General features: G+C 70.2%; 13 protein-coding genes. 5 read left to right on the top strand and 8 right to left on the bottom strand.

The window, feature by feature from the left end:
* Positions 1–103 precede the first annotated feature (103 nt).
* Positions 104–1,201 carry an alpha/beta hydrolase family protein gene (locus AC1DTW_RS17900; RefSeq protein WP_477982657.1) on the top strand — a complete coding sequence of 366 codons (1,098 nt, stop codon included), beginning with the start codon at positions 104–106 and terminating at the stop codon, positions 1,199–1,201.
* A gap of 5 nt (positions 1,202–1,206) precedes the next feature.
* Here AC1DTW_RS17900 and AC1DTW_RS17895 read toward each other — a convergent pair whose 3' ends face one another.
* The 8 genes from AC1DTW_RS17895 to AC1DTW_RS17860 all read right to left on the bottom strand — a co-directional run bounded on the left by AC1DTW_RS17895 (position 1,207) and on the right by AC1DTW_RS17860 (position 10,062).
* Positions 1,207–2,214: an XdhC family protein gene (locus AC1DTW_RS17895; protein ID WP_477982655.1), complete on the bottom strand. Its 1,008-nt coding sequence runs from the start codon at positions 2,212–2,214 to the stop codon at positions 1,207–1,209.
* Between the two features lie 14 nt (positions 2,215–2,228).
* Entirely contained in the window at positions 2,229–2,801 is a 573-nt protein-coding gene (locus AC1DTW_RS17890; RefSeq protein WP_477982654.1) for an SRPBCC family protein, read from the bottom strand.
* 9 nt (positions 2,802–2,810) lie between these two features.
* A complete protein-coding gene (locus AC1DTW_RS17885) occupies positions 2,811–4,001 on the bottom strand; it encodes a vWA domain-containing protein (RefSeq protein WP_477982653.1) in 1,191 nt (396 codons plus the stop codon).
* A 101-nt stretch (positions 4,002–4,102) separates the two neighbouring features.
* Positions 4,103–5,032 (bottom strand): AAA family ATPase, encoded by a 930-nt coding sequence (locus AC1DTW_RS17880; RefSeq protein ID WP_477982652.1) that lies wholly within the window; start codon positions 5,030–5,032, stop codon positions 4,103–4,105.
* Position 5,033: 1 nt separating this feature from the next.
* Positions 5,034–5,828, bottom strand: coding sequence for an FAD binding domain-containing protein (locus AC1DTW_RS17875; protein WP_477982651.1), 795 nt, complete (start codon positions 5,826–5,828; stop codon positions 5,034–5,036).
* Positions 5,829–5,855: 27 nt separating this feature from the next.
* Positions 5,856–8,222: a xanthine dehydrogenase family protein molybdopterin-binding subunit gene (locus tag AC1DTW_RS17870; RefSeq protein ID WP_477982650.1), complete on the bottom strand. Its 2,367-nt coding sequence runs from the start codon at positions 8,220–8,222 to the stop codon at positions 5,856–5,858.
* Positions 8,223–8,232: 10 nt separating this feature from the next.
* Entirely contained in the window at positions 8,233–8,721 is a 489-nt protein-coding gene (locus tag AC1DTW_RS17865) for a (2Fe-2S)-binding protein (protein ID WP_477982649.1), read from the bottom strand.
* Between the two features lie 156 nt (positions 8,722–8,877).
* Positions 8,878–10,062: an SUMF1/EgtB/PvdO family nonheme iron enzyme gene (locus AC1DTW_RS17860; RefSeq protein WP_477982648.1), complete on the bottom strand. Its 1,185-nt coding sequence runs from the start codon at positions 10,060–10,062 to the stop codon at positions 8,878–8,880.
* Between the two features lie 121 nt (positions 10,063–10,183).
* Here AC1DTW_RS17860 and dinB point away from each other — a divergent pair, with 121 nt between their 5' ends.
* The 4 genes from dinB (at position 10,184) to AC1DTW_RS17840 (ending at position 14,177) form a co-directional block, all read left to right on the top strand.
* Positions 10,184–11,401, top strand: coding sequence for a DNA polymerase IV (gene dinB / locus AC1DTW_RS17855; protein WP_477982647.1), 1,218 nt, complete (start codon positions 10,184–10,186; stop codon positions 11,399–11,401).
* 92 nt (positions 11,402–11,493) lie between these two features.
* Positions 11,494–12,645 carry an alpha-hydroxy acid oxidase gene (locus AC1DTW_RS17850; RefSeq protein WP_477982646.1) on the top strand — a complete coding sequence of 384 codons (1,152 nt, stop codon included), beginning with the start codon at positions 11,494–11,496 and terminating at the stop codon, positions 12,643–12,645.
* A 6-nt stretch (positions 12,646–12,651) separates the two neighbouring features.
* The gene (locus tag AC1DTW_RS17845) at positions 12,652–13,827 is read left to right on the top strand and encodes an MFS transporter (protein WP_477982645.1); all 1,176 of its coding nucleotides are present in this window, start codon (positions 12,652–12,654) and stop codon (positions 13,825–13,827) included.
* A gap of 83 nt (positions 13,828–13,910) precedes the next feature.
* Positions 13,911–14,177, top strand: a complete 267-nt coding sequence (locus AC1DTW_RS17840; protein WP_477982644.1) for a hypothetical protein — start codon at positions 13,911–13,913, stop codon at positions 14,175–14,177.
* Positions 14,178–14,222 lie beyond the last annotated feature (45 nt).

Here is a 14,222-nt window from a genome sequence, read left to right as displayed (position 1 = left end):
GCCAGCCGCAAGCCGCGGCTTGCAGGCTTCGGCGAGACGGCACCCACGTAGCGCGGCATCGTGCGCTGCACCGAAGGCATCGGGCCTTCGAAGAGGAGTGTCGATGAATGCATTGATGAAGATGTCGGGTTCGCGTCGCGCCGCGTTGCGCCGTGGTCTGTTCGGCGTGGCGCTCGCGCTGCTCGCCGGCCTGGCGCAAGCCGAGGTCGGCCTGAGCGAGATCGCGGCGACGCAGGACGATGGCCCGGTCACGCTGTACTACCCGACGAGCGCGCCGGCCCAGCCGATCCATCGCGGGCGCTTCACGCTGCTGCTGGCCGAACAGGCCGCGCCGCAGCGCGGCAACGGCCGCCTGGTCGTGATCTCGCACGGCTCGGGCGGCGCCCCCTGGGTGCACGCCGATCTGGCGCGGCGCCTGGTCGACGCCGGTTTCGTCGTCGCGATGCCTGAGCACCACGCCGACAACTACAAGAACGACAGCGATCCCGGCCCCGACAGCTGGACGCTGCGCCCCCTCGAGGTCTCGCGCGCGATCGATGCGGTCGCACGCGACCCGCGCTTCGCCCCGCTGCTGGGCCTGGACAAGGTCGGCGTCTACGGCATGTCGGCCGGCGGGCACACCGCCCTGACGCTGGCCGGCGGGCGCTGGTCGCCGGGAAACTTCAAGCGCCACTGCGAGGCCGATCTGGTCGACGATTTCCAGTCCTGCGTCGGCCTGATCACGCGGCTGAACGGCGGCGTCTTCGACGGGCTGAAGAAGTGGGTCGCGCTGGCCGTGATCCGGCACCGCTTCGACGACGACACGCTGCGCGCCCACACCGATCCGCGCATCGCGGCGATCGTCGCCGGCGTGCCGGCGGCGGCCGATTTCGACATGGCCTCGCTGGCCGCGCCGACCGTGCCGCTGGGCCTGGTCACCGCGCAGCAGGACCGCTGGCTCGTGCCGCGCTTCCACAGCGACCGCGTGCTGCAGGCCTGCAAGCCCTGCGAGCACGTCGCCGACCTGCCCACCGGCGGCCACGGCGCGCTGCTGTCGCCGCTGCCGCCCGGTCTCAACGGGTTGATCGGCGACATGCTGAACGACCCACCCGGTTTCGATCGGCGCCAGATGCCGGAGGTCGATGGCAAGATCACCGCGTTCTTCGTCCGGCACCTCGCGCCGCCTGCGACCGAGGACCGCGTCGCGGCGAACCCGCCGTGAGCCGTTCAGCGCGGCGCGGCCTGCGCGTCGAGCCGCGCCGGCGGCACCGCGGAGCCTTCCTTCTTCTGCTTCAGCAGCACGCCGTTCTTCACCGCGACGATCTCGGCGACGATGGACACCGCGATCTCGGCGGGCGTCTTCGCGCCGATGTCGAGACCGATCGGCCCGTGCAGCCGGTCGATCTCGGCCGGTGACAGATCGAACAGCGCGAGGCGCTCGCGGCGCTTGGCGGTGTTGCCGCGCGAACCGAGCGCGCCGATGTAGAAGGCCGGCGACTTCAGGGCCTCGAGCAGCACCAGGTCGTCGAGCTTCGGGTCGTGCGTGACCGCGACGACCGCGCAGTGCGGGTCAAGCTGCAGTTCGAGCACGACATCGTCGGGCATCGCCTTGCTGAAGGTCGTGCCGGGCACGTCCCAGGTCAGGTTGTATTCGTCGCGCGGGTCGCAGCAGATCACCTCGAAGTCGAGCGCGAGCGCCATCTGCGCGACCGCGCGCGAGAGCTGCCCGGCACCGATGATCAGCAGCCGCCAGCGCGGGCCGAACAGCGCGACGAGCTGCTCGCCGTCGAATGCGAACGCGTCGCCGCGCGACGCGGCCTCGACGCTGACCTCGCCGGTCGCCAGGCTCAGCCGGCGCGCGACCAGTTCGTGCCGCGCGGTGCGCGCGAGCACCTCGTCGATCCACGCGACGCTGCGCAGCGGCTCCTGCACCAGCCGCAGGTTGCCGCCGCAAGGCAGACCGAAGCGCGCGGCTTCTTCCTTCGTCACGCCGTAGGCGATCAGCGATGGCGTCGCGACACGTTCGCCGTGCCGCAGCCGGTCGATCAGGTCGTCTTCGACGCAGCCGCCGGAGACCGATCCGGCGACCAGCCCGTCGCCGCGCAGGCACAGCAGTGCGCCCGGCGGGCGCGGCGCCGAGCCCCAGGTCTCGATCACGGTCACGAGCCAGACCGGATGGCCCTCATTGAACCAGTCGCGGGCCTGGCCGAGCACCTGAAGATCGAGACTGTCCATCGCGAACCTCGCTTCTAGCGAATCATGAAATAGACGATCGCGAGCACGACGACCGCGCCGATCAGCCACCAGAGCTTGGCGATGCCACCATCGGCGGCGGCCACGGCGACCGGCGCCGGCGCGACCTCGGCCGACGGCGCAACGCCGGCCTGCAGATGTGCCTCGAAGGCCTTGAAGAAATCCTCGGTGATCTTGCCGGCGGTCGCGTCGATCAGCCGCGAGCCGATCTGCGCCATCTTGCCGCCGACGGTCGCGCGCGCCGTGTACTTCAGCAGCGTCTGCGCATCGCCCTGCGCGGTCAGCGCGACATCGGCCGAGCCCTTGCCGAAGCCCGCGACGCCGCCCTGCCCATCGAAGTTGATCGTGTACGCGGTCGGCGCGACGACGTTCGTCATCGCGAGGTTGCCCTTGAAGCGGGCGCTGACCGGACCGACCTTCAACGCGACGACCGCAACCATCGTGTTGTCGCCGGTGCGCTCCAGCGACTCGCAGCCGGCGATGCAGGCCTTCAGCACCTCCGGGTCGTTCAGCGAGGCCCAGGTCTTGTCGACGCTGGCGGGGATGAGTCGTTCGCCTTGGAGTTCCATGGGGTGTGGTTATGCCAGAAGTGATGAGGGAGCGATGGTCGGCGTGCGCAAGGCCCTGCCGAGGTCGGCGAGGCTGGCGAGATTGTGGACCGGCAGGAAGCGGTCGACGTTCGGCAGCAGCGCGCGCACGCCGGCCGCGCGCGGCTCGAAACCGTCGAAGCGCAGCAAGGGGTTGAGCCAGACGATCTGGTGCGCCATGCGGCGCAGCTGGCGCGCGGTGCGCGCGAGGTCGCCGTGCTCGTCGCGGTCCAGGCCATCGGTCATCAGCAGCACCGCGGCGTTCGAGCCGAGCAGCCGGCGCGCCCAGACGCGGTTGAACTCGTCCAGGCACGTCGCGATCCGCGTGCCGCCTTTCCAGTCGTGCACCTGCGCGTCGGCAAGCTGCAGCGCGACATCCGGATCGCGCTGCTTCAGGCTGCGCGTGATGTTGGTCAGGCGCGTGCCGAAGGTCAGCGTGTGCACCCTCAGGTAGCGGCGCGTCAGGCCGTGAACGTAGTGCAGCAGCAGCCGGGCGTAGCGCTCCATCGAGCCGGAGATGTCGAGCAGCACGACCAGTGTCGGCCATTCGCGGCGCGGGCGCGTGAACGCCGGCAGCAGCGTGTGCGGCTGGCGCGCCATGCGCTGCAGCGTCGCGCGCAGGTCGAGCGCGGCGCCGTTCTGATCGTTGAAGGCGCGCTCGTGACGGCGCCGGCGCACCGCCTGCACCGGCAGCGGCAACTGCTCGGCGAGCTTCTTCGCGAGCTCGAACTCGGCCGCGGTCATGCTCTCGAAATCGGCCTGCTGCAGACGCTCGCGGTCGGAGAACGTGAACGTGGTGTCGAAGCTCAGCTCTTCGGGCGCGGTGGTGTTCGCCGGATTCGGCGGCAGCGCGGGCCGCGGCGCGGCAAGCGCTTCGGCGAGCCGGTTCGCGCGCGGCGGCACCGCCTTCTCGCCGCGGCCGCTGACCTTCGGCAGCAGCAGAAGCATCATCTGTTCGAGCAGCTTCGGGTCGCGCCAGAAGGCATCGAACGCGGCGTCGAACAGGGTCTGCTGCTCGTGGCGGTCGAGCATCACCGAGCTCAGTGCGGCATGCACGTCGTCGCGCCGGGTCAGACCGACCTGCTCGACCGCGGCCATCGCGGCGAGCACGCGATCCGGCCCGATCGGCATGCCGGCGGTGCGCAGGATCCGCGCGAAGTGGACGATGTTCTCGGCGAACATGGTGCCCCTCGGTGAAGGGGTACCTTCACCGATCCCCCGAGGGGATGCGGGCCGGCTTGGGGCGGCCCGGCGCTCGGCCCGCTCGCGCTGAGAATCGTCCATCACTCCAAGAGCGCCCGCGCCCGCAGCTCGTCGAGCAGCTTCGCGGTGTCGCCGCTTTGCAGCTTGACGATGTCGTCCTGGTACTTCAGCAGCACGCCGAGCGTGTCGTGCACGGTCGCGGGGTCGAGCCGGATCGCGTTCAGCGCGACCAGCGCGTTGGTCCAGTCGATCGTCTCGGCCACGCCCGGCGCCTTGAACAGATCGAGCCGGCGCATGCGCTGCACGAACTCGACGACCTGCAGGTAGAGCCGGTCGGCCGCGCCAGGCGCCTTGAGCCGCACGATCTCGAGCTCGCGCTCGACCGTCGGAAAATCGACCCAGTGGTACAGGCAGCGCCGCTTCAGCGCATCGTGGATCTCGCGCGTGCGGTTGCTGGTGATGATCGTGATCGGCGGCGCATCGGCCTTCACGGTGCCGAACTCGGGGATCGTCAGCTGGTTCTCGGCCAGCACCTCGAGCAGGAACGCGTCGAAGGGCTCGTCGGCGCGGTCGAGCTCGTCGATCAGCAGCACTGGCGAGCGGGTCTGCGTCAGGGCCTGCAGCAGCGGGCGCTCGATCAGCATGCTGCGTGAATACAGCGTGTGCGCGAGGCGCTCGCGATCGCCCTCGCCGTGGATCGCATGCGCCGCCTCGGCCAGACGGATCTCGACCATCTGGCGCGCGACGTTCCACTCGTACGCGGTCTGCGCGATGTCCAGACCTTCGTAGCACTGCACGCGCAGCAGCGCTGTGTTCAGCGCCGCGGCCAGCGTCTTCGCGAGCTCGGTCTTGCCGACGCCCGGCTCGCCCTCGAGGAACAGCGGCCGTGCGAGCTTCAGGCTGAGGAACAGCGCGGTCGCGAGCCGCCGGTCACAGACGTAGTTCTCCGTGGCCAGCAACGCGACGACCGCGTCGACCGAATCGGGCACGGCCAGGGGCGCTGCGGTCATCCTATCGGGCGAGTGCTGCGGCAACCGCCCGCGACGCCATCACGCTGATCATCGCGGCGCGGTACTCGGCCGAGCCGTGCATGTCGCCGTTGATGTCGGTGGTCGGCATCTTCACGCCCTTCGCGGCTTCGGGCGTGAAGCTCTTCGCCAGCGCCGCCTCGATCTGCGCGGCACGGAAGACGCTGCCCTTCGCGCCGGTCACCGCGACACGCACGCCCCCGGCGGTCTGCGCAACGAACACGCCGACCAGCGCGAAGCGCGATGCCGGCTGGCGGTACTTCACGTAGGCCGCCTTCTGCGCCGGCGGGAAGCTGACCGCGGTGATCAGCTCGCCCGGCTGCAGCGCGGTCTCGTACAGGCCGGTGAAGAACGCATCGGCGGCAATCGTGCGCTGGTTGGTCTGGATGGTCGCGTTCAGCCCGACGACGGCGGCCGGATAGCACGCGGCCGGGTCGGCGTTCGCGATCGAGCCGCCGATCGTGCCCATGTTGCGCACCATCGGATCGCCGATGCCGCCGGCCAGCTCGGCCAGTGCGGGGCAGGCCTTGCGCACCTCGCTCGAGGCCGCCACCGACGCGTGCGTCGCCATCGCGCCGATCACGAGGTTCGCGCCGTCCATCCGGATCGTCTTCAGGTCCTTGATCGCGCCGAGGTCGACGAGCGTCTCGCTCTGCGACAGGCGCAGCTTCATCGCCTGGATCAGGCTCTGGCCGCCGGCGAGGTAGCGCGCGTCGCTGCCGAGGGCGGCTTTCGCGTCGGCCAGGTTGGCCGGGCGCTGGTAGTCGAATGCATACATGTGAGGTTCTCCTTTTACACGCTGCGATCAGGCGACGTTGTTCGCGGCGCGCCAGACGCGCTCGACGGTCGCGGGCATCGCGATGTCCTTGACACCCAACGCATCGGTCAGCGCGTTGATGTAGGCCGGCGGCGAGCCAATCGCGCCGGCCTCGCCGCAACCCTTCACGCCCAACGGGTTGTGCGTGCAGGGCGTGACGACGTTGCTGATGTTGACGTTGGGAACGTCGACGGCGCGTGGCATCGCGTAGTCCATGTACGAGCCGGTCAGCAGCTGGCCCGATTGCGGGTCGTACGCGCAGCCTTCCATCATCGCCTGGCCCAGGCCCTGCGCGACACCGCCCTGCACCTGTCCCTCGACGATCATCGGATTGACGATGTTGCCGAAATCGTCGACCGCGACGAACTGCTCGATCTGCACCTTGCCGGTTTCGGGATCGACCTCGACCTCGCAGATGTAGGTGCCCGACGGGTAGGTGAAGTTGGTCGGGTCGTAGAACGCGTTCTCGTTCAGGCCCGGCTCGAGCTTGTCGAGCGGGTAGTTGTGCGGCACGTAGGCGGTCAGCGAGACGCTGCCGAACGGCACCGACTTGTCGGTGCCGGCGACCTTGAACACGCCGTTCTCGAACTCGATGTCGGTGTCGGCGGCTTCGAGCAGGTGCGCGGCGATCTTCTTGCCCTTCGCGATGATCTTGTCGACCGCCTTGACGATCGCGGTGCCGCCGACGCTGAGCGAGCGGCTGCCGTAGGTGCCCATGCCGAACGGCACGCGGCCGGTGTCGCCGTGGACGATCTCGACGTTCTCGACCGGGATGCCCAGCTTGGCCGCGACGACCTGCGCGAATGTCGTCTCGTGGCCCTGGCCATGGCTGTGCGAGCCGGTGAAGACGGTCACGGTGCCGGTCGGGTGCACGCGCACCTCGCCGGCCTCGAACAGCCCGGCGCGGGCGCCGAGCGCACCGGCGATGTTGCTCGGTGCGAGGCCGCAGGCCTCGATGTAGCAGCTGTAGCCGAGGCCGCGCAGCTTGCCCTTCGCCTTCGAGGCCGCCTTGCGCGCCGGGTAGCCGGCCACCTCGGCCATCGCCATCGCCTTGTCGAGGTGTGCGGCGTAGTCGCCGATGTCGTAGGTCAGCCCGACCGGCGTCGCGTACGGGAACTCGGTGATGAAGTTCTGGCGCCGGATCGCGGCCGGGTCCATCTTCAGGTCGCGCGCGGCCTGCTCGACGATGCGCTCGACGACGTAGGTCGCCTCGGGCCGCCCCGCGCCGCGATACGCATCGACCGGCGCGGTGTTCGTGAACACCGCCTTCACTTCGGCGTAGATCGCCGGCGTCTTGTACTGGCCGGCGAGCAGGGTCGCGTACAGGATCGTCGGCACGCTCGACGCGAAGGTCGACAGGTACGCGCCCATGTTCGCGATCGTCTTCACGCGCAGCGCGAGGAACATGCCCTTCGCGTCCATCGCGAGCTCGACCTTCGTGACGTGGTCGCGGCCGTGCGCGTCGGTCAGGAAGGCCTCGCTGCGATCGGCCGTCCACTTGATCGGCCGGCCGACATGCTTGCTGGCCCAGACCAGCGCGACGTCTTCCGGGTACAGGAAGATCTTCGAGCCGAAACCGCCGCCGACATCCGGCGCGATCACGCGCACCTTCGATTCGGGCAGGCCGAGCACGAACGCGCACATCAGCAGCCGCTCGACGTGCGGGTTCTGGTTCGCGACGTACAGCGTGTAGCTCTCGTCGTGCTTGGTGTAGCTCGCGTTGACCGCGCGCGGCTCCATCGCGTTCGGGATCAGCCGGTTGTTGACGATGTCGAGCGTGCTGACCTGCGCGGCAGTCTTGAACGCGGCGTCGACCGCATCCTTGTTGCCGTGGCCCCAGTCGTAGCAGACGTTGTTCGCGACCTCGTCGTGCACCGTGCCCGCATGGCCCTCGGCCTGCGTGATGTCGATCACCGCGGGCAGCTCGTCGTAGTCGACGACGATCAGCTCGGCCGCGTCCTTGGCCTGCAGCAGCGTCTCGGCGACGACCAACGCGATCTGGTCGCCGACATGGCGCACCTTGCCCTGCGCCAGCACCGGGTGCGGCGGCTCCTTCATCGGCGAGCCGTCCTTGCTGTGGATCAGCCAGCCGCACGGCAGGCCACCGACCTTGGCATCGGCGAGGTCGGCGCCGGTGAAGATGCGGATGACGCCGGGCGCGGCCTTCGCGGCATCGAGGTCGATCGACCGGATGCGCGCGTGCGCGTGCGGCGAGCGCAGGAACGCGGCGAAGGTCTGGCCGTGCATCACGACGTCGTCGGTGTACTGGCCGGCGCCGGTCAGGAAGCGCGCGTCTTCGCGGCGGCGCAGCGGCTGGCCGATCGGGCTGAGAGGAGGAACGGACATGTCGGTCATGGTGTGCTCCTCAGGCCGCGGTGGACGACGCGACCTTGGCGCCGGACTGGCAGAACTGGATCGCCTTGACGATGTTCTGGTAACCGGTGCAGCGACAGATGTTGCCGTCCAGACCCTCGCGGATCTCCGCTTCGGTCGCCTTCGGGTTGTCGGCCAGCAGCTGCACCGCCGACATCACCATGCCCGGCGTGCAGAAGCCGCATTGCAGACCGTGGCACTCGCGGAACGCCTCCTGCATCGGGTGCATTGTTCCGTTTTGGGCCAGGCCCTCGATCGTCGTGATCTGCGCGCCCTGCGCCTGCGCGGCCAGCATCGAACACGACTTCACGGCACGGCCGTTCAGGTGCACGGTGCAGGCCCCGCATTGCGCGGTGTCGCAGCCGACGTGCGTCCCGGTGAGTTGCAGGTTCTCGCGCAGCAGCTGCACCAGCAGCGTTCGCGGGTCGACGCTGACGCTGACGGCTTGGCCGTTGACGGTCAATGAAATGGGAACGCTCACGGTGAGTCTCCTGTGAAAGGGCGGGTAGGCCGGTGGGTCGCGCTCGATCGACGCTTGGGGCATTGTTCGAGCATGGCGGCTCCACGCACAGCGCGGGGTTTCCCTAGGAGCCTGGGCGGCAGAGAACGGGGCCCGCGCCGCGAAGCCCCGACACGCTCAGATGGCGCAGCTGCGAAAGCCGAAGAAGCCGTCGTCGCTGCCGGGCGCCGCGGCGTCGCGCGCGGTCGCGCTGCGCAGCCGGCCACGGGTCGCGAACGACGCGCCACGCAGCACGCGCGGCGTGTCTGCAGCAGGCGCGCCGGCGTCCGGATCCTGGCCGGGTGCGGCGGCAACGAAGCCCGGATACGGCCGCAGCGTGCCGGCCGTCCACTCGCGCACCTCGCCCCAGCGCAGCCCGCGTGTCGCGCCCTGCAGCGCCGCGGCTTCCCACTCGGCCTCGCCGGGCAGGCGCCGGCCGGCCCAGCGGCACCAGGCGTCGGCCTCGAACCAGCTGGCATGCACGACCGGCTGCGCGAGCGGCACGCGCACGAGCTTGCCGAAGCGCTGCTGCAGCACGCCATGGCGCATCTGGTCGACGAAGCGCGGCGTGCGCCGCCCCTGGGCCTGCACCCAGGCCCAGCCGGCGTCGCTCCAGTGGCGCCGGTCGTCATAGCCGCCGTCCTCGACGAACTCGCCGTACTGCGCCCAGCTCACCGGCTGCGCATCGATCTCGAACTCGGGCAGTGCGACCTCGTGCGCCCACTTCTCGCGATCGGGCACGAAGCCACCCGGCGCGCTGCCGAGCGGGCAGCGCGTCGCGGGAAACAGCAGCGGCGGGCGCACCGGCCGCGTCGCCAACGGGCCGAGCAGGGCGGTGTCGAAAGCCAGGGCCTGCGACAGCTGTGCGAAGCGCTCGACGCACGCATCCTCGCGCAGCAGCGCGAGGCGATAGAAGTACAGCGCGTCGTCGTCCCCGGCCGCGGCGTCGAGCAGTTCGAGCGTGGTCTCGAGGGTGTCGACGAGGTACTGGCGGACCGTCTGCAGATCGGGCAACGGGATGGGGCTCGCGGCCTCGAACAGCGCATCGGCCTGCGGCAGGATCGACGCCAGCTTCGGCCGGCTCGCATCGCAGCGCTCGCCGCGCTGGCGCTGCACGTTGCGGGCGATCCAGTACTCCTGGAACCAGCCGAGCCGGCCCAGTTCCCACAGCAGCGGCGCCGCGCCGCCCGGCGCAGCGGATTCGAAGGCCGCGGCCCAGCGCAGGCTGTGGTTGCGCGCGTCGATCAGCGCCAGCGACAGCAGCTCGCGGCCGGCGTGGCGCATCTGCGCCGTGTCCACGTTCGCGACTTCAACGCCCTGCACTGGCGACTCCTGCGGCAACCGCGCCGGTTGCGGACGATTGTGGCAGCGTGGCGACGCGACCCCTTCGGGCGGCCCGGCGCGAATACTGTACACAATCACAGCACCCCGGCACAATCGAAGCATGCCGCAGCGACTGATCGCCCATCTCGACATGGACGCGTTCTACGCGTCGGTCGAGCTGCTGCGCTACCCCGATCTGCGCGGCCGTGCGGTCGTGATCGGCGGTGGGCGGCGGCATCAGCCGGTCACCCGGGCCGACGGCACACGCGAGTACGCGCTGCTGCGCGAGTACACCGGCCGCGGCGTGATCACGACCAGCACCTACGAGGCGCGCGCGCTCGGCGTGTTCTCGGCGATGGGCGTGATGAAGGCCGCCAAGCTCGCGCCCGATGCGGTGCTGCTGCCGGTCGACTTCGACGAATACCGCAAGTACTCGCGCCTGTTCAAGGCGGCGGTGCGCAGCGTCGCGCCGGTCGTCGAAGACCGTGGCGTCGACGAGATCTACATCGACCTGAGCGACGCCCCCGGCGCGCAGCTCGACGCCGGCCGCGCGATCGCGCAGCGCCTGAAAGACGCGGTGTTCGAGGCCACCGGCGGCCTGACCTGCTCGATCGGCGTGACGCCGAACAAGCTGCTGTCCAAGCTCGCCTCCGAGCTCGACAAGCCGAACGGCCTGACGCTGCTCGGCCCGCAAGACATCGCGACCCGCATCTGGCCGCTGGCCGCGAAGAAGGTCAACGGCATCGGCCCGAAGGCGAGCGAGAAGCTGGCCGGCCTCGGGCTGCACACCGTCGGCGACATCGCCGCGGCCGAGCCTTCGTTCCTGATCGAGCACTTCGGCAAGAGCTTCGGCGCGTGGCTGCACGCGGCCTCGCACGGGCGCGACGAGCGGCCGGTCGTCACCTTCAGCGAACCGAAGTCGATCAGCCGCGAGACCACCTTCGAGCGCGACCTGCACGCGGTGCGCGACCGCGCCGTGCTCGGCGAGATCTTCACCGAGCTGTGCGTGCAGCTCGCCGGCGACCTGACCCGCAAGGGCTACGCCAGCCGCACGATCGGCATCAAGCTGCGCTTCGACGATTTCAGGATCGTCACGCGCGACCTGAGCCTGCCGGCGCACACGATGGACGCGCGCACGATCCGCCGCGCCGCCGGCGAATGCCTGAAACGCGTCGACCTGACACGGCGGCTGCGCCTGCTCGGCGTGCGCGCCGGCGCACTCGCGACACTGTCCGAGCTCGTCGCGCCGCTGCACACCGGCGGGGTGCTGCCGGCCAGCGTGCGCGAGCCGGCCGCCAGCTACAACCTGCCGCTGTTCGACGCCCCGCCGCCGCCCTGAGCCGCCAGCCGCGCGCATGCCGTAGAGTGCGCAGCCGGCGCGCCGCACGCGCGCGTTGCATCGTCCAGTCCGAAAATAACGAGGGAGCGCCCATGCCCGTGATCACCCACATCGAAGACCTGCGCGTGCTCGCCGAGAAGCGCGTGCCGCGCATGTTCTACGACTATGCCGATTCGGGCTCGTACACCGAGAGCACCTACCGCGCGAACCAGAGCGACTTCCAGAAGATCAAGCTGCGCCAGCGCGTCGCGGTCAACATGGAGAACCGCACGCTGCGCACGCAGATGGTCGGCATCGACACCGCGATGCCGGTCGCGATCGCGCCGACGGGTCTGACCGGCATGCAGCATGCCGATGGCGAGATCCTCGGCGCGCTCGCGGCGCAGAAGTTCGGCATCCCGTTCACGCTCTCGACGATGAGCATCTGCTCGATCGAGGACATCGCGGCGGCGACGCGCGCGCCGTTCTGGTTCCAGCTCTACGTGATGAAGGACCGCGATTTCATCGAACGCCTGATCGACCGCGCCAAGGCCGCGAACGTCAGCGCGCTGATGCTGACGCTGGACCTGCAGATCCTCGGCCAGCGCCACAAGGACCTGAAGAACGGCCTGAGCGCGCCGCCGAAACCGACGCTCGCCAACCTGCTCAACCTGATGACCAAGCCGCGCTGGTGCCTGGGCATGCTGGGCACGAAGCGGCGCAGCTTCGGCAACATCGTCGGCCACGCCAAAGGCGTCGGCGACCTGTCGTCGTTGAGCTCCTGGACGGCCGAGCAGTTCGACCCGGCACTGAGCTGGAACGATGTCGAATGGATCAAGAAGCGCTGGGGCGGCAAGCTGATCCTGAAGGGCATCATGGACGCGGAAGACGCGCACCTCGCGGTCGAGAGCGGCGCCGACGCGATGATCGTTTCCAACCACGGCGGGCGCCAGCTCGACGGCGCGCCGTCGTCGATCGAGGCCTTGCCGGCGATTGTGCAGGCGGTCGGCAAGATGATCGAGGTCTGGATGGACGGCGGCATCCGCTCGGGGCAGGACGTGCTGAAGGCCGTCGCGCTCGGTGCCCGGGGCACGCTGATCGGCCGCTCGTTCCTCTACGGCCTGGGTGCGATGGGCGAGGTCGGCGTCACGCGCGCGCTCGAGATCATCGCGAAGGAACTCGAGATCACGATGGCCTTCTGCGGCCACACCGACATCCGCACCGTCGACCGCGGGGTGCTGTTGCCGGGCACCTACCCGACCTGACCCATCTTGCAGCGCCTGTTGCCCGAATCGGTGCTTCGACGGTCCGGCCTGGCGCTGCCGCTCGCGTGGCGCATCTACGCCGCGTTCTTCCTGTACGCGTTCGGAATGGGCGGCATCTTCCCCCGGCTGCCGGAGATTCAGCGCGGGCTCGGCGTCGCGGAAGGGCCGTTCGGGCTCGCGCTGATCGGCGCCGCCTGCGGCACGATGGTGTCGCTGAGCTTCGGCGGGCGCCTGCTGGCGCGCCTCGGCCACCGGCAGGCACTGCTCGGGCTGATGGCGCTGCTGCCGGCCTGCTACGCGATCGCGTCGACTGCGGCCGACCCGTTGACCTTGTTCGCGCTGCTGTTCCCGGCCGGCCTGTGCATCGGCGCGATCGAGATCATCGTCAACCTCGAGGCCGATCGCGCCGAGCACCAGGCCGGGCGGCGCTTCATGAACCGGGCGCACGGCTTCTGGAGCATCGGCTTCTTCGCCGCCGGGCTGCTGGGCGCGCTGCTGTCGCAGCTCGGCGTTTCGCCGCAGGCGCATCTGGCGCTGGTGGTGCCGGTCGAGCTGGCCGGGATCGCGCTGCTGCTCGGCCGCTTCGACGCGGCGCCGCACCGTGGGTCCGCCGGCGCCGCGCCGGCCCATGTCGCGCGGCCGACCCGGGGCGTGCTGCTGCTGGTCGCGGTCACGCTGTCGGCGATGGTGCTCGAAGGCGCCGGCGCCGACTGGTCGGCGATCTACATGCGCGACGTGTTCGGCGCGACGCCGTTCGTGGCCGGCGGCGCGGTCGCGACCGGCGCGCTGGCCCAGGCGATCGCACGGCTGCTGGCCGATCGTTTCGTCGAGCGCCATCAGCCGGTCGCGGTCGCGCGCGTGCTGCTGGGCGTGCTCGGCGCCGGCACCTTGCTGGTGTTCATGGCGCCGGCGGGTTGGCTCGCACTGCTCGGCTTCGCATTGATGGGCATCGGCACGAGCGCGATCTTCCCGCTCGCGATGTCGGCGGCCGCGCAGCGCACCGACCGCGCGCCGGCCACCAACGTCGCCGCACTGGCGCAGATCTCGTTCGTCGCGTTCCTGCTCGGACCGCCGCTGCTCGGCCACGTCGCGCAGGCCTTCGGCATCCGCTGGGCGTTCGGCGTCGGGCTGCCGCTGGTCGCGCTGAGCCTGCTTGCCGCGTCGGCGCTGCGCGCGCGCTGACGCGCCGTCAAGCTGGGGGCTTTCCCGACGCGTCGGTGCGGACTACAGTGAAGTCAGGGGCTCGGAACGCATCGGGGGCTTCGATGACGCTGGCACAACTTCATGAACTCAAGGTCTGGCACTTCCGGCAAGGCCGCCGGCACCCGGTCGAGAAGGCGCTCTGGGACCTGGTGCTGACCATCTGGCTGCTCGGCTGGATCGGCGCGCCGACCGCGTTGCTGCTCGAGCTCTCGTGGGCCGAGCTGGCCTGCATCGGCGCGCTGTTCGTGCCCGGGCTCTACGTCGCGCTGCGCCGCCACCTGCACAACAAGCGGCGGCTGCGCTGCGACTGGATCATCGCGCTCAGATGACGGCCCCAAGACGCGTGCGGCGTCGCCCCCCGAGGGGAACTCGGG

It is taken from the genome of Rhizobacter sp. P5_A1 (assembly GCF_056400745.1).
Note: the sequence above shows the minus strand (reverse complement) of the source record. Positions and strands in the feature narration are given on the sequence as shown.